Source organism: Gardnerella bivia, assembly GCF_049262715.1.
Classification (GTDB): Bacteria; Actinomycetota; Actinomycetes; order Actinomycetales; family Bifidobacteriaceae; genus Bifidobacterium; species Bifidobacterium vaginale_A.
In genome coordinates this window covers 710994-735021 of record NZ_CP058399.1, presented here as the reverse complement: position 1 = coordinate 735021, position 24028 = coordinate 710994, and the positions used below count along the sequence as shown (strand labels likewise).

Genomic DNA, 24028 nt, shown 5'->3' with positions numbered 1-24028 from the left:
AATCTGATGTAAATCTGATATTGGTTTATATTTAGTTAAAAATTATTAGGATTTTGTAAATCAGAAGACTTTCTTCTTTCTTTTACATAGGCTGATTCCCATGATGTTTTCCAGTTCTTTTAATACGCTTTTTACTACGCAAAAGACTTAAAGAGCCAGATATCATATCGCGCGTTTGCTCAGGATCAATCATCGCATCAATCTGACCAGTTTCCAGAGAAAGATTTGCATTTACAGTAGTAGCTTCATATTCATCAACAAGCTTTTTACGCAATGCATCTACATCTTGCCCGCGCTCTTTTGCTTTATGCAAATCCTTACGATGAATAATATTTACAGCTCCTTGAGCACCAAGCACTGCAATTTGGCTTGTCGGCCACGCGTAATTAACATCTGCACCCATAGATTTCGAGCCCATAACAATGTATGCACCGCCAAAAGCTTTACGCAAAATCACAGTTACAAGAGGAACTTGAGCATTTGCATAAGCGTAAATCACTTTTGCACCTCTGCGAATAATGCCAGCATGCTCTTGATCAGATCCAGGCTTATATCCAGGAGTGTCAACTAAAGTCACAACAGGCAAATTAAACGCATCACACAATCTCACAAATCGAGCAACTTTTTCAGAAGAATTAACGTCCAATATTCCAGCGTTCACTTTAGGCTGATTAGCTACTATTCCAACTGGATGGCCTTCAATGCAAGCAAATCCAACCACTGCAGAAGCAGCATACAATTCTTGTACTTGTACAAACTCGCTATAGTCTACAATTCTTCGAATTACATCGAGTACATCGTATGGCTGTCGATCGTTATCTGGAACAATATTCGCTAATTCTCGCGCAGTTTCTCGATCTGCACGCGTTGCACAATAAGCAAAAGTAGGAGGATTAGATTCGCAACTCGAAGGTAAATAAGCTAAAACAGTTCTAGCATAATCGATTGCATCAGCTTCATCTTCTCCCAAATAATGAGCGACTCCTGAAGTTGCGTTATGCACAAGTCCTCCGCCCAAATCGTCCATGCTAATCGCTTCGCCTGTTGCAGCTTTAACAACATCTGGACCAGTGACGAACATGTTGGAGTGCTCGCGAGTCATAATAATCAAATCTGTTAATGCAGGACAATACACAGCACCACCAGCGCAAGGTCCAAGAATAAGCGAGATTTGAGGAATTAAGCCGCTTGCTTCACAAGTTTTCTTAAAGATTCGCCCGTATTGCATAAGAGCTCCAACACCTTCTTGAATGCGAGCGCCGCCGGAATCTATTACAGCAACTACAGGTACTCTAAGCTCTAAAGCCATATCTAAAAGATGACAAATTTTCTCACCTTCGGCTTTTCCAAGAGTGCCACCTCTTACAGAAAAATCTTGTGCATACACGGCAACTTTTCTGCCATAAACTTCACCAAAACCAGTAATTACAGCACATCCAGCTACATCATTGTTAATATCGCCGCCGTTAAAACGACCGATTTCCACGAAAGAGCCAGTGTCAAAAAGCAAATCCAAACGCTCTCTAGCAGTTCCTTTTCCTTTAGCATGCTGTTTATCACACGCGCTCTGTTCTGCATCTCTAGCTAATTGAGCAGCGTGTTGCACAGCAGCTTTACCTCTACGAGGTTGTAAATTATTTTCTACAGTAGAACTAGAAACAGTTTTTGTATTGATTCCAGAAACAGCAGAAACCTCAGAAACAGCAGATTTTTCTTGCAATAAATTGCTCATTTTTGTGCTCCTTCAGTTTTATTCGAAGAATTCTTATCACTATCTCCAGCAATTTCAATAGTCACAATCTTTGCGCCTGCTTCCACGCCATCGCCAGGAGCAACAAAAATACCAGTAACAGTTCCTGCAGCTGGAGCATAAACGTAATTTTCCATCTTCATAGACTCAAGAACAGCTAGTAAATCGCCTTTAGCAACTTTCTGACCTTCAGCAACATTCACGCGAGTAATAACAGCTTGCATTGGAGCTGCAATCACACCTGGAATCTGTTTTTGTTCCTCACCTTTATGCGTATCTCCTCTAAGTCCACGACCTCGCAAAGGTTGAGAAACTCTAGAAACGTTGCGAACGCGAGCAGAACCAGTAAGATTATCAACAATATCTTGAGGAATCGTAAGCTTTACACGCTTGTTATCAACTTCAATTACGAAAGATTCCATTGCAGGTTGCTTATTTTCGTCACTATCAGAAGTTTGTCCTGAAACAAGCGAAGCTGGCTGACCTCCCAAAGACGCAGCTGGAACACGATTCAAATATTTGCGCTCCAACCACTTAGTAGATACGTCAAAACTGTGATTTTCTGCAGTAAACTCAGGATCGTTGAAGATTTGTTCGAATAATTTTGCAGGAGTTGGCACACCTTCAATACACAATTCTTTTAATGCTCTTCGAACACGAGCAACAGCAGCTTCGCGATTTTGCGCAGTTATAATCAACTTACCCATCATAGAGTCGAATTTTGGAGATACGTTATCACCTTCTTCTACTCCAAAATCAACGCGAATTCCAGGACCAGAAGGCCACTTTATTTTCGTTAAAGTTCCAGAGCTTGGAGTCAAATTAGTAGCAGGATCTTCAGAAGTGATTCGCAACTCAAAACTATGACCTCTAGGCTCTGGATCTTTAGTAAGATTCTTGCCGTCAGCAATATTGAGCTGTTCGCGCACTAAGTCGAGTCCGCTTACTTCTTCACTAACAGTGTGTTCCACTTGCAAACGTGGGTTTACTTCAAGGAAATAAACTTTATGCTGAGAAGTCACCATATATTCACACGTGCCAAGACCTACGTAATCAACAGCTTCAAATAGGTTACGAGAATATCTGCGAAGCTGCTCATTTTCATCGTCCGTTAAGAACGGTGCAGGAGCTTCTTCAACCAATTTCTGATTTCGGCGCTGCACAGAGCAATCGCGCGTGGAATATACGGTGAAATTCCCATTAGCGTCACGTCCGCATTGCGTTTCAACGTGACGAGCTTTGTCTATAAAACGTTCAATAAAGTATTCGTCTAAATCTCCGCCTTGCAAAGCATCGTGATTCATGTAAAAACCGCGCAATTCGTCATCGTTATGCACGACTGTAATACCACGACCACCGCCACCATCTGTACGTTTCATCATCACAGGGTAACCGTGAGTTTGAGCAAATGTTAAAAGCTCTCGAATATCTTTTACAGGCTCAGAGATTCCAGGAACAGGCGGAACTTTAGCTCGCACAGCAACCCTGCGAGCAGTAATCTTATCTCCAAGGTCAATCAAAGCTTCCGGACGAGGACCTATCCAAATCACACCAGCATCATTGACTTTTTGCGCAAAAGACGCAACTTCAGATAGAAATCCATATCCAGGATGTACAGCATCAGTGCCACTTCTTTTAATAATTTCAAGAATCGCATCTTCATTCAAATAAGTATCGCGATATGTATCTCCAGAAAGTGCGTAAGCTTCATCTGCCATTTCTACAAATTGAGCACTGCGATCAGTTGGTGCGTAAATCGCAACAGTAGAAATGCCCATTTCATGCGCTGTGCGGATCACTCGTAAAGCAATTTCACCGCGATTAGCGATAAGTAATTTTTTGATATTCGTAACCATAAGATAAAAAATATCTGAAAAATCCTGTTTTAGTATGAGCCAACATACACAAAACCTAATGCAAAATTTTGTACACTTCTCCAATGCACATGATTTTTAGTGCACGTAATGTTTTTATCAACCGGAAAAATAAACGAAAGAAGGTTAATCATGAGCAATTTAGATAACACTACTAAATGCACAACATCATCACGTTTATTAGAAAATGTTAATTATGCAGCTCGTTGGATTGCAAAACCAGCTCTTCTTACTGTGCTTTTAGCATTATCTACAATGGCAGGCGCAATTTATCTTCCTATTACACCTGTGCCAATTACATTGCAAACTCTTGTTTTATGCATTATTGGCTTAACATTAACATGGCGTGAAGGTATTGCTTCAGTAGTTATGTATCTTGCTCTGGGTGCTACAGGATTGCCTGTATTTGCAGGTTTTAAAGGAGGTTTAGCTGTATTAGTTGGACCAACTGCTGGATTCCTTGTTGGCTTTATTTTTGGCGTTGCAGCAACTGCAGCTTTGAAACGCATATTTGACATTGCTCTAGATGCAATGATGCCAGAACGTTCATTCAAAAAGACTTTCGTACGATTCTGCACTTACTCCGTGGCTTCTATAATCGGCACTATCGTGATTTACGCATTCGGCATCTTTGGACAAAGCTACTTAACCGGAATGGCATTACAAACAGCTGCATCTACTTTGATTATTTTCATGATTGGAGATTTGATTAAAGCTTTCGCAGCAAGCGCTATTTGCTCAGGATTATACAATGCTTTAAATAAAAAGCGCGCTTAAAAGATTCGCTTTATAATCTAAAAAGCGTCATAAATTTTACATTAAAATAAAAGCTTATTCGCACGGAAAGTCCAATGGATTCCCCGTGCGAATTTATTTTCCAACATTGCTAATCAACATAAGATCTAAACCATAAGATCCAAAATCTAAAATCCAAACTCTAAGATCTAAACTCTAAAAACCATAAACTCTAAAAACCATAAACTCTAAAAACCATAAACTCTAAAAACCATAAACTCTAAAAACCATAAACTCTAAACACTAAAAGCTTGGATTCTAAGCACTAAACTCTAAAGCAAGTCTTCACTCTCATACGCAACAGCATGCACATCTCCGCTTTTAACAACTACTTCGTTACCAGAATCTTCTCGAATCGCAATCGAAGCATCTTCGCCAATTCTAAACGCTAAACCTTTAATAGCGTTACCATTAACAGGATGCACGCTAACAAAACGATCAAGCGTCCAACAAACTTTAGTAAATTCGCTAAGCAAATCATCATAGTTATTTGGATATTTTTCTATAAAATCACTTAATCGCAAACGCAAAGCGCTAACAATATGAGAAGCAATAAAATCTCGCAATTTTAAAGATTCAGGCAAAGAAGTCATATGCATTTGCAAAGAAGTTGCCATTTTTATAGGCAAAACAAATTGCGGAACATGCAAATTCAATCCAATTCCAAAAACTACTCCAATATAATTATTGTCAGTCGAAGAAACTAGTTCAGTTAATATTCCGCCTTCTTTACAATCATGCAAAAATATATCATTTGGCCATTTAAGTTTCAAAGTACATTCATCACCGTGAATCGCTTTACTTTTATATTCGCTAAAAGTTTCAAGTAAAGAATCCCTCGCGCAAAGACCTGCAATTATTGGAAGCCATCCATTCCTACTCGCGTCCATGACTATATTTTTAGGCAATAAAACAACGAAAGAAACTAGAAAACTTTCTCCAGGTCTACTAACCCATTTGCGTCCAAGACGACCTCTACCTGCTGTTTGATCATCTGCAACTATTGCATAAACAGTTAATTTTCCATCTTTACTAGCACAAATATCGCCTTTTTTAATCATATTTCTTGCAATATTTTGAGTAGAATCAGTGCAAGATACGTAAACTAATCCATCTGCTTGCCTTTTAGTCAAAGGCAAAACTTCATAATCTGCTTTAGAAGGCAATTTCGTTTCATCTGAAAAAATAGGAATATTCATAATATTTATTATATGAAATATTGACAGTTATATATTTATTAAATTTCTAAATTATGATTGTATAAAATTTACAAAATCAACAAAAATAAGAACAATCATACAGTTGAAAAAGCAAATACATAAACACAATCACGAACATTGCAATCACAAACATTGCAATCACGAAAAATAATCACGAAAAATAATCACAAACACGATTCACACAAATATTTGAAAAACACAAACACACAATTTAGTAAGTAAAAGATGTAAGCTAATAAAGTAGTTTTTATTACTAGCATAGGTAGAATATGAAAAACACTTCCACGCATAGCAAAAGCGCTATAAAAATTGCACAAGCAATAGCAACCCATATTTTTATGGTCCTACTATGCGCATGGTTCGCTTTATGTACAAGCATCGGACCTATTTTCCGATCACAAGATTATAAGTACATATCACATAATGACGATTTAGTTTTCGCTTCTATCGCAAATTTCCGTTTACAACATTTCTTAATTTTTGTTATTTCTTTCGCTTTATATTATTTTATACTTTGCGTAATAGTTCATTTTGGTAAAACTTCTCATTTGCCAAATCATATTATTCGATTTTCTCACAAATTTTTACTCTTATTAAAGCACATAAAATCTTTTGTATTAAAAATAGTATCGAAATTCTCGCATAAAAATTCACAACACTTTTTAACGTTTTTACACACATTCACAAAAGCTTTAAATAATCTATTCAAAATCTTATATAAATTCGCGCGCGCGTGCATAATACACATGACACGAACGCGTAGAAATATTATGATTACGCTATTTATAGGATGGCTATGGATTCCAGTAACGCTTTTGGCTGCTTACGGAGCTGACATCTGCTCACAAATAAGAGAATATAGCTGGGCTTGGAATCAAGTTACAGGATTAAAACAACCTTATATTGGATTCTTTAGCTTTGTGCCTGCAGATATTTATCCAACTGCACATTATTTATGGCCCAAAAACCCAACATATTTAACTGATCAACATAATATTGTTCTTACTGTTATTTACGGATCAGTTACTGCAGTTTCTAGATATTTTACAAATTCAAATGATGCTGGAATTGTTTTATTAGCAGCACTTCAATTTTTATTCGCAATATGGTGCTGTTCAGCGAGCGCAAATAGATTTCTGAATCAACCATGGAATAACAGCATAAAAGACATAAAACAAACATGCATTACATCTAGCGAAACTGGTGGAACTAGTACAGTGTGCGAAACAAGCGCAACTAGCACACAGAGCACACCAATCTCATCGAACACACCAAGCACACCCGTTTTTATTAGATTAGCAATACTTATTACATTCTTATTTAGCCCACTAGTAACTTTCAGCACTATATCTTTAACGAAATCACCATTATTCGCGTTCGCATTCGTGTGGTGGTTTGGAACGCTATATGAACTTCGAAATAAAAATTATCGATACCACACAATATTTGAGCTGATTATATCTGTATGCGTAATGCTAATAGCAGCAAAATATGCATGGTACATTTTAATAATTCAATTCGTAATATTACTTATAAGCGAAAGAAAACGTTGGTGCATATGGGTTTGTTGCATACTTCTTCCAATTATTGCTATTCACGGATCGATCTCATTGCTCATACACAACGGAGTAATTATAAGTGGAGATCCTATTGAAAGCAAAGGATTACAACTTCAACAAATAGCTAGAACCGCAAGATTAAATCCAAAAAGCATTCCGTACGAAGCTAGAAAAGATATAGAGCCGATTTTCAACCTAGATCAGACTGCAGAAACATACAATCCGCAAGACGCAGATCCTGTTAAATCTTCTGGGCTACAATCAAAAAAAGTAAGTTATAGATGGCGTTACGTAACTAAAAAAGATTTACAAAAGTTTAATCGAGCATGGTGGCTGATTGTTAAAAACAGTCCGCTTACAGCAATAGACGCGTTTTTGGCTAAAACTTATGGGTACTTTGATATAACAGATAAACCTTATGTTGGTCCTGAATATTATATAAACACAGATAATATTCAAAATTCAACTTGGATTCGCTATTGGATGCCTGATTGGAGAAATAAAGTTTATAAGAACGCAAGCGATTTCAGTGATAATACTGAATTAGGTTGGCTAATTCACGGAAATACTTATGTTATTGCAACTTTGCTGATTGGAGCAGCTGAAATTATTTGTAAACGATGGAAAACAGTTGCTTTACACATACCTTTAGCGCTTTTAGTTGGAGTTATGATGCTAGCTCCAGCAAATAATTTTGAAAGACACATGTTACCTATAACTTTTGTTTTTTGGTTTACAGCTTTAACTTTCTGGAATGAATCACAATCTAGCAAAGAGCAGAAATCTAGTAAATCTAGTAAAGAATCACAACTCAGCAATAACGAATCAAAATCTAGTAAATCTAATAAATTTAGCAAATCTAGCAAATCTAGCAAAGAGCAGAAATCTATTGAACTAAATACTAAAAAATTATTAGAAGAAAACAAAATGCCGATTGAAAAAGAAAATGGCATGAATGTGAATAAAATAGAAGAAACTTCTATGCTTACTACAAATAACAAGGTGTGCAATGATTGATGCAATTTCGACTGATAGCCATGATTCTCAAGATGAGAACAGCCAGAGAATTGCGCAAAGCGACTCAAGCTCTCCTAGAAGTTCCTTACCTAAATCTATTCAAAATGACTTTGATTTTCTTTCTTTGCTTACAGGCATTAAAGCAGATGGAAGCAGTATTTATTCAAACAATATTGAAACGCAACTTTTAGAAAATTCGTCTTCATCATCTGAATCTGAATCATCTTCTTCTTCATCTTCTTTAAAAGAAACAACATTTGATGAATCTGAACATAAAAACTACAAAAATACACAACAAAAAGATTCGCAAATAGAAAACACAGAACCTTCTGAAGATTATACAAAAAAACATAAGCATCGTCTTTGGCATTTTGGATCTAGAAATTCACAAAAAACTCAAAAAACTCAAAATAATACAAACAGCGAAACTCCACATTTCACCGTATTGCCAACAGCACCAATATGCGAACAACAATTTGGTATTTACGATAATCGCGATGGAAAAGTTTTTGATTCAACAACACGACTTCGTTTACACACTCTTATTGCAACTTGCCTTATGAATGGAATTGCAGATCAGAGAGTAAGCGCATTGATGCATCTTTTACAATGGCAAAATAATCCTAAAATTATTGTTATTGCAGGAACATATGGGGCAATAAAGCATAAAGATAATGGTCCAACAAGGCATATTGCTACACATGAATTCGCAAACAACACTGACTCATTGCGAAGAGCAGTTTGGCCAATGTTAGGATCTTGTAATGCTTATGATGCAATAGTTGAAAGCGTTCAAAATGATGCAATAGAGCGCATAGCACATGCATGGAATATTAGTTCAGCTACGCGAACTTCAAGTTTTTCAGCTCCATCTCATATTATTATTCTCGCAATTCGAGAAGATCCATCTGATCAAGCTTTAGAAAAACTATGTCAGTTATTTGCTCCTTCTAAAAAGCCGATTGCAGTTAGTAGAATAGCTCAAAACGTAAATCAAGTTGCGGACGCAATCACAGCTACTTTAGCATCTCTTGCAGTAGCACCAGCTGTTAATCATTTGCCAAATATTATTCACACAGATGACGTTCTTCCAGAAAGAGCGCTCATTGGAGATTCATCTGCAATAGAAACTCTATATAAATCTGTTTATCAAAGCTTAGCGCCTTACAGCACAGATGATCCAACTCTTCCTACTGTAGATATGTTCCTAAGATTTGGCGGAGCATTAGATCAAACTGCACATGAGCTTAATGTTCATCCAAATACAGTGAGATATCGTTTAAGAAAAGTAGCACAAACAACTGGTTGGGATGCCACAGATCCGCGTGAAGCGTACGTTTTGCAAACAGCAATTACTATTGGAAGAATACGTGACGCACTAAATAACTAGCTTTCTTAACTAACTAGCTTTCTTAACTCATATTTTTTAACAGTGACTATTCATTAAAGCCAACGCTTAAAAGTAATTAAACGCAAGCATTCTAAAGTAACTAAAAGCCAACGCTTAAAAGTAATTAAACATCAACTATCCTTCACAGCACAAGCAAACTATAGTCATATTAAATAGAAATATTTAAACACTAAACAACAACTCTCTTGAGTTTAAGCACAATACTTATGCTTGACGCTCAAGAGAGTTGCGAGCGCAAGTAAGGAACAGTAATACATGAAATTAGTGTTTCATAAAAATTCCTCCATTACGTTTATAAACAACATATCCAACTACCAACACAGAAACGATGCTAATAATTACTACTCCAATTGTTAGCAAAATAATCATAGAATTATTAGAATTATTTGAATGCGAATCCGATTTTGCGTCAGAAATAAGTTTTTGCGTGTCTTTATCTAACAATTCCTCAGAATCATCATTAGAATCTTTTTTATAACTATCCTCGCTATCATCTCCACTAGATTCATTCTTCTTCATATTTCCACTAACCAAATCTTTGTCATTTTTATTAGCATCTTTACTCTTATTTCGCAATTTATTTTGCGAATCATATGTTTTATCACTAAAACGAGAGTGAGCAACATCAGCATTATGTCTGCTATTCTTATCATTCCCATTACTAACATTTTTAGAACTATGCAAATGTATAGCATCAGCTAAGTCATGCGATATAACTCGATTACGTTCTTTTAATATTGCTTTCCACCTCGGATGCAACCTATAAGAGCTACTCAAAATACTATTCTCATTCTCGCTTACATTTTTATTTTTTGAGTTTTTCTTATCTATTGGACCATAAGATTCATCATTTGAATCTGAATTGTGAGCTTTGCTATCTCCTCCACTTTTTAATGAATCTTTTTCATTTGGTCCTTGACTCTTGGACGGATCTTTAGTTTTAAGCGAAGTCTTTTGATTCTTCAAATGTGAATTATCTACACTATTACCATTGTTAGAAAGTATTTTCTTCGGACTTATAGAATGATGAGATAATTTTTTAGAAGATTTTTCACTTGAAGCAGGCTTTTGTTTACCTAAATTCCCAGAATTTACAGAATTTTGATTCTCTTGATCAGTATTAGTTATTGGTTTATCTGTAGAAACTGGAATTTTAATAATTCCACGCACAATATTGTAAAGTTTATCAAAAGATGATTCACTATCATAAGAATCGTTCACAACTTTGTTACTATCAGAATTTGAACTATTGTTAGAACGCGATTTAACTCTAACATTTTCAATTTTCTGGAACACAGTACGACCAACAAAATCCGTAGTTTCAACATAAACATCGTATAGCTTTTCGGAAGGTTCTAACGTGTAAGTTAATAACTTTTCTGAATCTGAAACATTTTTTACTACAACGCCATTAGAATAACTAGAATCTTCAGAATCAGAGTTAATATTATTACTTTCAGATTTAGAACTAGAATTCCACTTTATAACCACTTTTCCGTTAACGCGCATAAGAAAAGACTTCAATCGCATATTATCGCGAACAATCGCTTTAAATGGAAAACCAGAATTTTCTACTTCGTAAGTTTTATTGCTCGCAATATCAGAAATTTCAACATTAGGATCTTTAGTATCAACAATAAATGAATTTTTTACATACTCCGATTTATTACCAGACATGTCAGTTACTCTGTAAATCACACGCCAATCGCCATCATCGTAGTTCAAAGTAGAATGCCATATTTCACTAGATTTATTATCTTTTATAAAATCAGATGCACTAATAATAACTTGAGATTTTTCATCATCTGTACGAGCTATTGCATCATTTTGCAATAGTTTCATTAAAGAAAAATTCGCATCTTTAACAGTTATATGCGCGATTCGATGATGATTAAAATACTTAGTATTACCATCTTTTTTATCTTCATACATAACTTTCATAGAAGGACGCGTGTTGTCGATTACTATGAAACGAACACCAGTAGGATTTTGTATAGAATCAATTATGGAACTATTAGTATTCTCATAAGAATTTTTCACAAAGCTACTATTAGTGAAGTATCTATTTGCTTTTGGTATGCTTTTAAGAGCAATTGCGCGTACTTTTAACGTTCCAATATCGTATACACCTTCACCACTAAGAGTTAAATTGATTGTATAACTAGTTGGAGCATCTAAAGTCAGACTCTTCGTTTGAGGATCTTCCCTATAATGAACATCAACGCTTTCTGACAATAATTTTGTTGGCTCAAGAATGCGAGAATCACCTGTAACTTTATATTTTTGTATACTTACACGTAATTTTTGCAAACGTTTTGCAAAAGCACGAGTAAAACCATCAATAGTGATTTTTAAGCGAACAGACGCATGCGCAAACGCGAAAGCTCCTTTATTCAATATCTCAGTTGAATTTTCTCCACAAAAATCAACATTCTTAACATGAATATAACGCAATCCAAGCATACTAGGTTGCATTTCTTCAATTGAACTCGAAATCGAACTCGAATCAATATATTCGCCAATTGTCCCAGAAGAAACAGATTCTGTTGCCATAGCAGAAGAAGATTTTGTATTATATACAAGCGATGCAATATTTTCACTACCAATGCATATCCAAGACATAATAACAACGCAAACTATAGCAGCATAAACCCATCTCCTTAGCGATGATTTTCCATAAAAAGTATGCTTACTCAACTTTCTCATCATCACATTTCCCCCAATAAATAGTGATATTTTCTATACAATCATTCGAATAGCGCACTCAAACAAGAGCACGCAAACGCTTTTTAGCACAAGCAGAACGAGATTTTGAAGTAACTATATTCGACTTGTTTACGTCACTCATATAATTCGCGCGATTCACACTAGTTAAATTATTAACTCTATTCTTGCGATTCATATGCCTTATACTTACAGCATGATTTACATCAGCCAAAGACGTATCAACTGAATACGTATCAGCAGAACCCTTATCAGCAGAACCCTTATCAATCAAACATGCACCTGCAAGATTCGACTTACAACGAAGAAAAAGCTTTCTAGAATTTAAAGATGATTTATGACTATGTCTTGCAGAAGTGTATAAAAACGAACTTATATATCTAATCGCACGTTTTATCTTTATGATTTTTGACACAATAATTGCACTAAAGCATAGTAAAGCTCCAATTATTAGCAAAAAATACCCCAGCATGCTCCACATTCCAGCTGTCATAAATCCCCCGAAACTCATGCAAATGAACTAAATTTTATGAAGAAATCTAATTCATTTATTTTTCTTTTTATATTTTTGTTGTATTCAACTCGCGTACTACTCCAATTCGTTCCTTCAGAAATATTATTAAGATTTTCTTTATCTTCATTTATTTCATAGCTATCCACGCCTCCCATCTTTTCTAGGCTCACAAATGATTTTTATCTCTTTTCTGCAAGATCCTTTATTTTCAGGTTTCAAATCTTCCTTCTTAAATTTCTTAACTTCCTTTCTTAAATTTCCTTCTCAACTCCCTTCTTAACTCCCTTCTTAACTCCCTTCTTAAAGTTCTTAACTTTCTTAACACATCCCTACTTAACACATCCCTACTTAACACACCCCTACTTAACACACCCCCACTTAACTTCCCTCCTTAGCTAACTTTTTCTTTCTTTAACTTCATTCAATTTCCTTACTTTCTTTCCTTATTTTCCCTTCTTAGAGCCTTTACCAAATGCTTTACGCGATGCTTTATTATCTCCTTTCTCAGAATCTTTCTCAGAATCTTTACTGTCATCATTGATAATTACTCCACCAGTATTTGCATATTTATTTGAACTCAAATCTTCTTTTTTAATAAGAATCCCTTTTACTACATCGTGATTAACATTCTTGCTACTTTCAAAAAGTTCAAAAACACTAAGCAATTGTTTTTTACGTGATTCTGTTACATAACTTGTAGTCTTAGTTGATTTAGCTATATCAAGCGAAAGATTATAAAGCTTTTCTATAGAATTACTATCTTCTTCAGAACTTAATTTTTTCTCCAAGAATTGAGCACTATCTAATGCAACTTCTGCACTACCAATACGAACAACTTCATTACTGCTATTACGATTTACTTCAAGAAAGTCGAGAAGATTCATACAAAAATTGCGATAATACGAATCCGTATAAACATCTTTTACACTATTACTCTCTTTCTCATTATCGCTAAAACTTTTATCAGAATTTCCAACATTTTTATCTCCAATAGCACTATCTTCTTTAGAATCAACTTGAGAATTTTGTATTATCTTAAAATATGCACTAGCAACAGATTTATATAACGAAATAAGCTCATGCTGCTGATAACTAACATCATGCGATGCTTTATCAAACCAATCTAATGCTTCATGAACATATTCAACATACTCATTTTCTAAAGCATCATCTTGAGATGAAGAATTCTTCAATTTATCATTTCTATCAATTAAGAGTGAATTATTCCCAACATTTTCTGATTTAGTAAAATCAAAAGCATAAAACCAATACGCTTTACCAATCTCAAAAGAAAGCTTAGACCACAATTCACTTTGACTACGCAATCTAGAATCATATTTCGAAAGCAATTTATTAAATACGCGCCTTTCGCGAGAATCCCAACGAAAATCTCTACAGTGATATTTCAATAATTGCAATAAAGGTGTCATAGGCATAGACTCATCACTTATTGCACGCTCGCAATACATTTCAGCATTTTCAGAATCCAATGCTAAAGAACAATTGCGAATATTTCTGTCATAATTCTCATTACGAACACGCTGAGAAACAGCAAAACTTACTGGACTAAGCACAAAACACAATAACCCAGAAAGCGCTAGGACTAAAACATAAGCAAAATGCCTACGTTTTCTAGCCCTAATTTCTCTTCTACTAACAAATGATTTCTTAACTCTATTAGACTTTCTATCAAACTGACTAAAACTTGAATTATCGATACCAGATTCATGAGATGATGATTCACGAACACCAGATTCACAATCGCTAGATTCACGAACACCAGATTCACAATCACGAGATTCACGAGAATTTAACTCAATATAATTTGATTTTGCAAGATCTAAATTACTAGCAACTGAACTATCTGACTTAGATTTTCCGGAATACGATTCACAATCGCTAGATTCACAATCACGCAATTTGCTATCACGCGATTCGCAAGATGACGATTCGCAATCCAGAGATTTACAACCATGCAATCCACAATCACGAGATTCAGCAATTTTCATATTTTTATTGCAATATTTATTTTTGATCAATAATTCTTGCAAATTTAGCAAATCTTCCATCATGAAATCGCAAGATTTATATCTGTTCTCTGGTTTTATGCACATACCGCGAGCTATAACACTACATAATTTTGCCATTACATAATTATTTAATAACAAACTTTCATCAAATCCATCATTAAACTTTCGACAAAAATTATTTTTATCATCCGCATAGCCATCTCTATCTAAAGCGCTCACTCGCTTATAATTGCCATCACGAAACATGCTAGATGTTTCGCACGCATTAGATACGCTACGAGAACTGGAAACACCCAGAACACTAGAAACACCGGATGTAGAGCAAAAGTCTAATTCATTACAATCATCTACAGTGCAAAATCGCGAAAAATCAATCTTCCCATTAACTTTTCTACCAAAAAGCGCATAAGCTAAAGTTGCAGAAAGAGAATAAATATCTGATTGAACACTTACTAATCCTAAATTAGAAAATTGTTCAGGAGCAGCAAAACTTTTAGTTCCAAAAGTCACGTTACTACTATTCATTAAGTTTTCTCGCTGAATTGTACGCAATTCTTGAGCAGCACCAAAATCTATAAGTTTTACGTGACCATCATGATTTATCATCACATTCGATGGCTTCATATCACCATAAACAACAGCAGGATGCAAATTATGCAAATACTTTAATATTTCACATAATTCAATACCAATACGGATCACAAATTTAATATTTTGAGCACCATTCTTAGAAACTATATAAGAAAGTGGATTTCCTTGAACATAATCACGAACTATGTAAGCACGATTCCCTTCTTCAAAATAATTGACAATACGTGGTATATACGGGTTATCACAGCGATTAAGAATAGCGATTTCTGCACGCAATGCCTGTTTCAATACATCTGCAGACTGATTAGACTGTTCAAGAACAACTTCTTTCACAGTCCATTTGCATTGCAATACATTATCTACAGCGAGATACACTATAGACGTGCCACCTCGCCCCAACTCGCCAAGTAGCTGGTATCTACCACCTACGCAATTCATTATTCCCCCAATTTTCAGCAATTCGCATATTGTTATGTACGCTTCCAAATAACATCTACTCTCAAACAAAAACCATAAAACCAAATACGCAAACTTTTTTACTCTAAAAACAATTATTTAAAGCAGCTACACTTCAATGTGAATATTACTTTAATGAAGATTTTTTACTAAGCCAAGCTTTTTCCGCCAATGTGGTTGAAAGTTTAACACAACATTTTTATTACATAAACAAACTAAATATTACAAAATCTAACACTAATGTAAAACAAAAAGCGTTCACAAGAATCTTGCGAACGCTCTAAAACACCTAGAAAACTATAACACACAGAAACATATGACGCTTTAATAGACAAACATCGCTTTAGCCACTTAAAAAACTAAGATTTAGCAGCTTAAAAAACTAACAAACTAATAGCTAATCAATATTTGCACCTAAAGCAAGCAGCTTGCCACGAAAATCAGCATAACCGCGATCAATCAACGAAATTCCATGTACATTAGACGGACCTTTAGCAGTCAACGCAGCAATCAAATGACTAAAGCCACCACGCAAATCAGGAACATCAATATCTTGACCAGTTAAAGGAGTAGGTCCAAAAATCACAGCAGAATGCTTATAATTACGCTGCTGGAAACGACACGGCAAAGATCCTAAACATTCTCTATAAAGCTGAACTTTTGCACCCATATCAACCAAAGGCTTAGTAAAACCAAACCTGTTTTCATACACTGTTTCATGCACAATACTCAAACCTTTTGCTTGAGTAAGAGCCACAACCAAAGGCTGCTGCCAATCAGTCATAAAACCAGGGTGCACATCTGTTTCAATCGCAACAGGTTGCAAGTCACCGCCCGGATGCCAAAAACGAATGCCTTGATCAGTAACATCAAAACGACCGCCAACTTTACGAAAAACATTCAGGAAAGTCATCATTTCAGGCTGAGTTGCACCTTTAATAAACACATCTCCATGAGTTGCTAATGCAGCAGAAGCCCACGATGCAGCCTCAATACGATCAGTTAAAGCAGTGTGAGTATATCCATGCAGCTCTTCAACGCCTTCAATACGGAAAGTCCTGTCAACATCAACCGAAATAATAGCGCCCATTTTTTGTAATACAGCAACCAAATCCATAATTTCAGGTTCAATTGCAGCTCCAGAAACTTCAGTGCGTCCTTCAGCTAAAACAGCTGCTAATAATGTTTGCTCAGTTGCACCAACAGACGGATAAGGCAAATGAATTTTAGTTCCATGCAAACCGTAAGGAGCAGTTATATGTATGCCATCCTCGTGATCTTTATCTACATTAGCGCCCAATTTTCTCAAGGTTTCTAAATGAAAATCAATAGGGCGTCCACCAATATTACAACCGCCTAATGCAGGTATAAAAGCTTCCCCTAAACGATGTAACAATGGACCAGAGAAAAGTATTGGAATACGAGAAGAGCCTGAAAGAGTGTCAACATCTGCAACGTCTGCTAATTGAACTTTTGCAGCATCAATTTCAACAATACCATCAGAAACATTTACATCAACATTAACACCATGCAAACGCAATAAATCTGAAACAACATGCACATCGCGAATTTCGGGAACATTTTTTAATGTAGATTTTTCAGCAGCAAGCAGTGCCGCAACCATTGCCTTACTGACGAAATTTTTCGCACCACGTACCTTAATAGTGCCATTTAAGGGCTTACCACCTTCAACATGTAACACATCTAATGCGTTATTATCGCTAGTATCAGCTACGCTCTGTGCAAACACATTTACCTCTTTCGTTTACGCGCGTGCATAGTCAAAACTTCCATAAGCAATCGCTGACAAGAAAACTCACATTTTGCATGAAAATTGCAGCGCACTCAAAATACTATATATATAATAGCGAAAGACTTACCCACGAAACAGACTTTCAAAACGCGCGTACAAAATGCGCGTATGAAATACGTATACAAACGCGCGAAACTCTCGCACGACAGCAATAAGCACTAAAAATTAAAGCAAATCAGCAAATCTAATCAATAAAGCACTAAAACAAAAACTAAAACTAAAACAAAAACTAAAACAAAAACTAAAACAAATCACCTTTTACGTAATCTATGAATTAAACGCGTAAATATAGACGGCTTGCGCAATAAATCAACTTCAGGAAGATTGTGTTCAGATTCTGCAGTTAGACCATAAGTATAGGCTTTACGAGATGATGGCTTACCAACTAATTTACCAAACTCAAGCATCTGAGTACGAGGTTCAAATGGATGACGTATATCAAATTCAAAAAGACGAATACCACGCTTATAAGGCTCAGGGCCATAAGAAGCAAATCCACAAGTTGGAGTAGAAACAAGCAGCATATTATGTGACTTCTCTCTACCTGCAAAAGAATTACGGTGATCATGCCCAGAAGCAATAGAAAACGTGCCATTTTTACGCAAAATAGCAAATTCACCACTATCTAGATCTGGACAGCTTACGCCTTCACTCAGATAACAATCAGATAAAACTTTAGACTCATCTAACACATAGTATTTTCCACTAAAAGCACGATACCCTTCTATCGCACGCTCAGCACTTGCATTTTTCTTAGGTACTTCTCTAAGCAAATCGTAATATTGCTTAAGAGCAAAATGCTGGAATACACAAAACCTTGCAGGCAAAAAGCTAGAAATTTTGCTCAAAAAATCGAGAGCTATTTTAGATGGCTCACCATAACCACCCGCGCGAGAATAGTCACCAGAATCCACTAACACTAAAGAAAACACTATATCTTTATTCTTACAGTCTTTTACAGGCAAAGCTAAAGTACCAGGTTCACAAGGAAAAATCACTTGATTAGGCAATATTCCATGCACGCGTTGTACACCTTTTGCATGTTGTACTTTTACAGATTTAAAGGCAGATTCTTCACTAAAATCACAATTTTTATCTTCATATTCCATTCTATCGGAAATATTTCCGCTATGATTTAAACAACCTGAAAATTCTCTATATAAATCATCTAATTGTGCATTGCTCAAACCACACTGATTGTCATGATTTCCATAAGTTACAACCCACGGAATCCCCCTATCTTCCAAGGGTTTTACAACGCTACTTATATGCTTGCGAATTTTTTCACGCGTATCTTCTAAATCAGAATCTGAAAAATCTAAATTATGTTCCCAACGACGGCGCGTAAAAGTATTAGAAAAATCTTTATCATATCCCGCAATCTGATTTCCAGTGAAAATAACTATATCTGGTCTAGCCTCATCACAAGCAGCTTCAATAAGACGAATAGTATCTTTTGAAACTTTAGAATTTTCTTGTATATCAGCACACTGAAGCACACGAAACTTTCCAGAAAGATGGAATTGCAATTGACCCAGTCGCGCTGAAATAGATAAAGGTAACTTAACATTAGACTTTACAACATCATGAGTAGTAGAACTTTCAACACTACTTTTTACAACGTTTACTTCATCTGAATCATTTTCACTAACGCGACTACATGCAAAATCATTTTCATCAACACGGCTCTCATAAAGTTTAGAATCATTAGCAATATTCAAATTTGCATTCACACCAACATTAAGCAAATCACATTCGCCATATCTACTATCTACGTCTTCACTAAGCACACATTCTCTATTCGCATGCGAAGGTTCATTGCAAAGTTCACTATTTGCATGCAAATGCTCACCATTAGACTCACAGCAAAGCCCTCTATTTGAGTGATTTTCTTCGGGCTTCACACCATCGTAAGCTGACTTCTGAGCTTCACAATTAGACGAAATATCTTCAGGCATAGTTCAAGCATACGGCAAATTAGAGAATTACCAAAATTTAAGATCATTACTCGCAAAATCATACACACTAAATTACAAATCATTATTCAATCAATCATAAATTATTACACTATCAATCAATCGCAAAATCATACGAGTGTACTTAATAACAAATTCTCACACATGTAATCACAACTTCCCTATTTACGATTAGCAAACGTTATCGCGCGATCTATTCGTTATTCTCGTCTACTTCAGCTCATTTTAGTGTGGTAGCAATCTTTACTCGCAATGTGGCGTTATTTACACGCAATTATCGCTTTATTTACGATTAGCAAACGTTATAACTGTTCTCATGCTTTAAATATATAAGTAAGAAATAATATAAAATATAAAAAATAAGAATCTTAGATAATTAACGTTGTTTTTTCAGGGTTTTTTAAGGGTTTGGTATTCTTTTGTTCAGGATAGTGTGGTTTTATTTTTAATAGGATTTAAATCATTGAGTTTAATGGTTTTGAGTTGTGTTTAATATAATTTAATTTTCTTCTTCTCTTTTAGTTAGAAACCCTGGGACTAAAGCCCCAGGGTTTTTAATTTAACTTATAAACCGTGCTTAGCTTATAAACCTGCTTAACTTGTAAACCGGGTTATAAGGCTTATATGACAAGTAGTAGAAGTTAAAAGCGTTTAAATATAAGGCTTATATGGTAAGTAGTAGGTTGCTGAACGTGGAAAGTAATATAAGAAAACGGGGAGTCAAGTGACTCCCCGTTAAAAGAATAATGCGGCAGCGTGCTAGTCTCCCACACCCTATCGAGTGCAGTACCCTCACCGTGTCAGGCCTTAGCTTCCGGGTTCGGAATGGGACCGGGCGTCTCACCTGAGCCATGACCACCGCAAAACTATATTATACACTCACTTAATGAGTGGAAAGTGACGGTTTGGGAACCGGACATGAACGCGAGTATAACTTAAATCAATCTCAACAATCTTAACCGCAGAAACGTTTAACACTCCAAGCGTCTAAAACATTAAACTGTTTAAACCTTAAATTTAAAGTATATTACAATCACCCATTAGTACTGGTCAGCTCCACCCCTCACAGGGCTTCCACATCCAGCCTATCAACCACGTGTTCTACATGGGGGTTCACACACAAAAGTGTAAGGAATGCTAATCTTAGAGCAGGCTTCCCGCTTAGATGCTTTCAGCGGTTATCCCTTCCAAACGTAGCTAACCGGCAGCGCCACTGGCGTGACGACCGGCATACCAGAGGTTTGTCCACCCAGGTCCTCTCGTACTATGGGCAGGCCTCTTCAACATTCCAACGAGCGCAGAGGATAGAGACCAAACTGTCTCACGACGTTCTGAACCCAGCTCGCGTGCCGCTTTAATCGGCGAACAGCCGAACCCTTGGGACCTGCTCCAGCCCCAGGATGCGACGAGCCGACATCGAGGTGCCAAACCATCCCGTCGATATGGACTCTTGGGAATGATCAGCCTGTTATCCCCGGGGTACCTTTTATCCGTTGAGCGATGCCACGTCCGTACGCCGGCACCGGATCACTATCTCCGACTTTCGTCCCTGCTCGACCCGTCAGTCTCACAGTCAAGCCCGCTTGTGCGATTACACTCAACACCCGATTGCCAACCGGGCTGAGCGGACCATTGAGCGCCTCCGTTACTCTTTAGGAGGCAACCGCCCCAGTTAAACTACCCGCCAGGCACTGTCCCTAACACGGATAACATGTTGAGGTTAGACGCCAGATATGGAAAGAGCGGTATTTCACCTTACGACTCCACGCAAGCTAGCGCCCACGCTTCACAGCCTCCCGCCTATGCTACACGATCCACACCTAACGACAATACCAAGGTATAGTAAAGGTCCCGGGGTCTTTTCGTCCTTCTGCGCTTAACGAGCATCTTTACTCGTACTGCAATTTCGCCGGGCTCCTGGCCGAGACAGTGGGGAAGTCGTTACGCCATTCGTGCAGGTCGGAACTTACCCGACAAGGAATTTCGCTACCTTAGGATGGTTATAGTTACCACCGCCGTTTACCGGGGCTTAAATTCACCGCTTCACCTAAAAGGCTAACGGATCCTCTTAACCTTCCGGCACCGGGCAGGCGTCAGAGCGTATACAGCGGCTTACGCCTTCGCACGCTCCTGTGTTTTTGGTAAACAGTCGCTACCCCCTAGCTTGTGCCACCCCCAACAGCTCAACAATGTGAAACCATATCACCATCAGGGGTCTCCCTTATGCCGAAGGCACGGGAGTAATTTGCCGAGTTCCTTGGCCAGGATTCGCCCGATCGCTTCGGTATACTCTACCAGACCACCAGTGTCGGTTTAGGGTACGAGCGGAATCACACCTCACGTTGAAGCTTTTCTTGGCAAGCAGGATCACCGGAATCAGCCTTACAGCCTACCCATCACGCCTCAGCTTAACATCCCCCGGATTTACCTAGAGGACAGCCCACACGCTTAGCCACGGAAAACCACCTCCGCAGCCGGCTACCTACCCGCGTCACTCCCACGCTAACCTACTACCGATACAGTCCCAACATTAAACCATCTAACAACCCCGAAAGGAAACCAGATAATAAAACGAAGGTTAGTACTCTCAGATTCAGTTCGAACGGTGTAACACCGGTACGGGAATATCAACCCGTTCATCCATTCGACTACGCCTGTCGGCCTCGCCTTAGGACTCGACTCACCCGGGGACGACGAACGTGGCCCCGGAACCCTTAGTCATTCAGCGGACAGGATTCACACCTGTCTTTCGCTACTCATGTCTGCATTCTCACTCCCGTATAATCCACGACACGTTCACACGGCCGCTTCACCTCATACAGGACGCTCTCCTACCCCGCGTGAAAAAATCACACAGTCGCGTCTTCGGTGGCGTGCTTAAGCCCCGCTACATTGTCGGCGCGGAACCACTAGACCAGTGAGCTGTTACGCACTCTTTCAAGGGTGGCTGCTTCTAAGCCAACCTCCTGGCTGTCTATGCGACTCCACATCCTTTCCCACTTAGCACACGCTTAGGGACCTTAGACGACGATCAGGGCTGTTTCCCTTTTGACGACGGAGCTTATCCCCCGCCGACTCACTGCCATGATAAACCTAACAGGTATTCGGAGTTTGGCTGCTATTAGTACCCGGTATGGGCCCGCAAGCATCCAGTAGCTCTACCCCTGCAAGCAATAACATGACGCTGCACCTAAATGCATTTCGGAGAGAACCAGCTATCACGGAATTTGATTGGCCTTTCACCCCTAACCCCAAGTCATCCCCCCAGTTTTCAACCTAGGTGGGTTCGGTCCTCCACACGGTCTTACCCGCGCTTCAACCTGCTCAGGGCTAGATCATCCCGCTTCGGGTCCAGGACATGCGACTCAAACGCCTTTTAAAACTCGCTTTCGCTACGGCTCCCCCACCCGGGTTAGCCTCGCCACATACCACTGACTCGCAGACTCATTTTTCGATAGGCACGCCGTCACCCCATAAAAAGGCTCCGACGGATTGTAAGCGCACGGTTTCAGGAACTATTTCACTCCCCTCCCGGGGTGCTTTTCACCTTTCCCTCACGGTACTAGTACACTATCGGTCAGACAGGAATACTTAGGCTTACCCAACGGTCTGGGCAGATTCACGCGGGATTCCACGAGGCCCGCGCTACTTGGGAATAAACATAAAGAGACATCGCACGACTTGCTACGGGGCCATCACCCTCTACGGCTGGGAATTCAATCCCATTCACATAACACGACATTTTATCACTCTTCTCAACCCCGTCAGAGGCTGAACAATCAATCCCACGACCCCGAGCACGCAACACCTGACGGTTATCACACGCACCCGGTTTAGCCTCATCCGCTTTCGCTCGCCACTACTCACGGAGTATCCTTTCCTGCAGGTACTAAGATGTTTCACTTCCCTGCGTACCCCCCACAAAACTGTGGTGACCACTCATAACAATGGCCGGGTCTCCCCATTCGGAAATCCTCGGATCAAAGCCCACTCGGCAGCTCCCCGAGGCATATCGCAGCCCGTCACGTCCTTCATCGGTCCTGTCTACCAAGGCATCCACCATACGCCCTTACCAGTAATACACACTAATAAGACCTACCAGCAAAATACTCTAGACAACTAATCATCACACTAAACGATCATAAAACGATCAAGACGACTCCACCAAAATGGAGCCGGTTGAAATTGATAAAAGCAAAAAAACAAAACAAAAAGTTTCGTATTCTTACTCGCGTCCACTATCCAGTTCTCAAACCACCACAACACCACGAAACACGAGCCAACAAAACATTAACCCG

General features: G+C 38.1%; 11 protein-coding genes, 2 rRNA genes and 1 pseudogene. 3 read left to right on the top strand and 11 right to left on the bottom strand.

Going from position 1 to position 24028, the window contains the following annotated elements; translation table 11 throughout:
* Positions 1-82: 82 nt before the first annotated feature.
* Together HXT27_RS03035 and HXT27_RS03030 are read right to left on the bottom strand one after the other, a co-directional pair.
* Positions 83-1732 carry an acyl-CoA carboxylase subunit beta gene (locus HXT27_RS03035; RefSeq protein WP_075523484.1) on the bottom strand — a complete coding sequence of 550 codons (1650 nt, stop codon included), beginning with the start codon at positions 1730-1732 and terminating at the stop codon, positions 83-85.
* Entirely contained in the window at positions 1729-3606 is a 1878-nt protein-coding gene (locus tag HXT27_RS03030; protein ID WP_075523483.1) for an acetyl/propionyl/methylcrotonyl-CoA carboxylase subunit alpha, read from the bottom strand. The genes HXT27_RS03035 and HXT27_RS03030 overlap by 4 nt, the downstream gene beginning before the upstream one ends.
* Before the next feature lie 150 nt (positions 3607-3756).
* Between HXT27_RS03030 and HXT27_RS03025 the strand changes: the two genes are divergently transcribed.
* Positions 3757-4401: a biotin transporter BioY gene (locus HXT27_RS03025; RefSeq protein ID WP_075523482.1), complete on the top strand. Its 645-nt coding sequence runs from the start codon at positions 3757-3759 to the stop codon at positions 4399-4401.
* 290 nt (positions 4402-4691) lie between these two features.
* Here the strand turns inward: HXT27_RS03025 and HXT27_RS03020 are convergent, their stop codons facing one another.
* Positions 4692-5618, bottom strand: coding sequence for a biotin--[acetyl-CoA-carboxylase] ligase (locus HXT27_RS03020; RefSeq protein ID WP_103042815.1), 927 nt, complete (start codon positions 5616-5618; stop codon positions 4692-4694).
* Between the two features lie 290 nt (positions 5619-5908).
* Here HXT27_RS03020 and HXT27_RS03015 point away from each other — a divergent pair.
* Together HXT27_RS03015 and HXT27_RS03010 are read left to right on the top strand one after the other, a co-directional pair.
* Positions 5909-8044: pseudogene (locus HXT27_RS03015) on the top strand (DUF6020 family protein); the annotation flags it as partial.
* A 163-nt stretch (positions 8045-8207) separates the two neighbouring features.
* A complete protein-coding gene (locus HXT27_RS03010; RefSeq protein WP_422113211.1) occupies positions 8208-9605 on the top strand; it encodes a PucR family transcriptional regulator in 1398 nt (465 codons plus the stop codon).
* A 282-nt stretch (positions 9606-9887) separates the two neighbouring features.
* On the opposite strand, the gene HXT27_RS03005 is transcribed toward HXT27_RS03010, so the two are convergent.
* From HXT27_RS03005 to HXT27_RS02970, 8 genes are all read right to left on the bottom strand, one after another.
* On the bottom strand, positions 9888-12335 hold the full coding sequence (locus HXT27_RS03005) for a hypothetical protein (protein ID WP_155642885.1): 2448 nt from the start codon (positions 12333-12335) through the stop codon (positions 9888-9890).
* A 55-nt stretch (positions 12336-12390) separates the two neighbouring features.
* The gene (locus tag HXT27_RS03000; protein ID WP_075523478.1) at positions 12391-12843 is read right to left on the bottom strand and encodes a hypothetical protein; all 453 of its coding nucleotides are present in this window, start codon (positions 12841-12843) and stop codon (positions 12391-12393) included.
* A 14-nt stretch (positions 12844-12857) separates the two neighbouring features.
* The gene (locus HXT27_RS02995; protein WP_155642884.1) at positions 12858-13034 is read right to left on the bottom strand and encodes a hypothetical protein; all 177 of its coding nucleotides are present in this window, start codon (positions 13032-13034) and stop codon (positions 12858-12860) included.
* Positions 13035-13307: 273 nt separating this feature from the next.
* Complete coding sequence (locus HXT27_RS02990) at positions 13308-15923, bottom strand: serine/threonine-protein kinase (protein ID WP_422113210.1); 2616 nt, start codon at positions 15921-15923, stop codon at positions 13308-13310.
* A 415-nt stretch (positions 15924-16338) separates the two neighbouring features.
* The gene (gene murA, locus HXT27_RS02985; protein WP_075523476.1) at positions 16339-17691 is read right to left on the bottom strand and encodes a UDP-N-acetylglucosamine 1-carboxyvinyltransferase; all 1353 of its coding nucleotides are present in this window, start codon (positions 17689-17691) and stop codon (positions 16339-16341) included.
* Between the two features lie 314 nt (positions 17692-18005).
* Entirely contained in the window at positions 18006-19304 is a 1299-nt protein-coding gene (locus HXT27_RS02980) for a metallophosphoesterase (protein WP_297642816.1), read from the bottom strand.
* Positions 19305-20476: 1172 nt separating this feature from the next.
* Positions 20477-20593, bottom strand: a 5S ribosomal RNA gene (gene rrf, locus HXT27_RS02975).
* Between the two features lie 157 nt (positions 20594-20750).
* Positions 20751-23814 (bottom strand): 23S ribosomal RNA (locus HXT27_RS02970).
* Positions 23815-24028 lie beyond the last annotated feature (214 nt).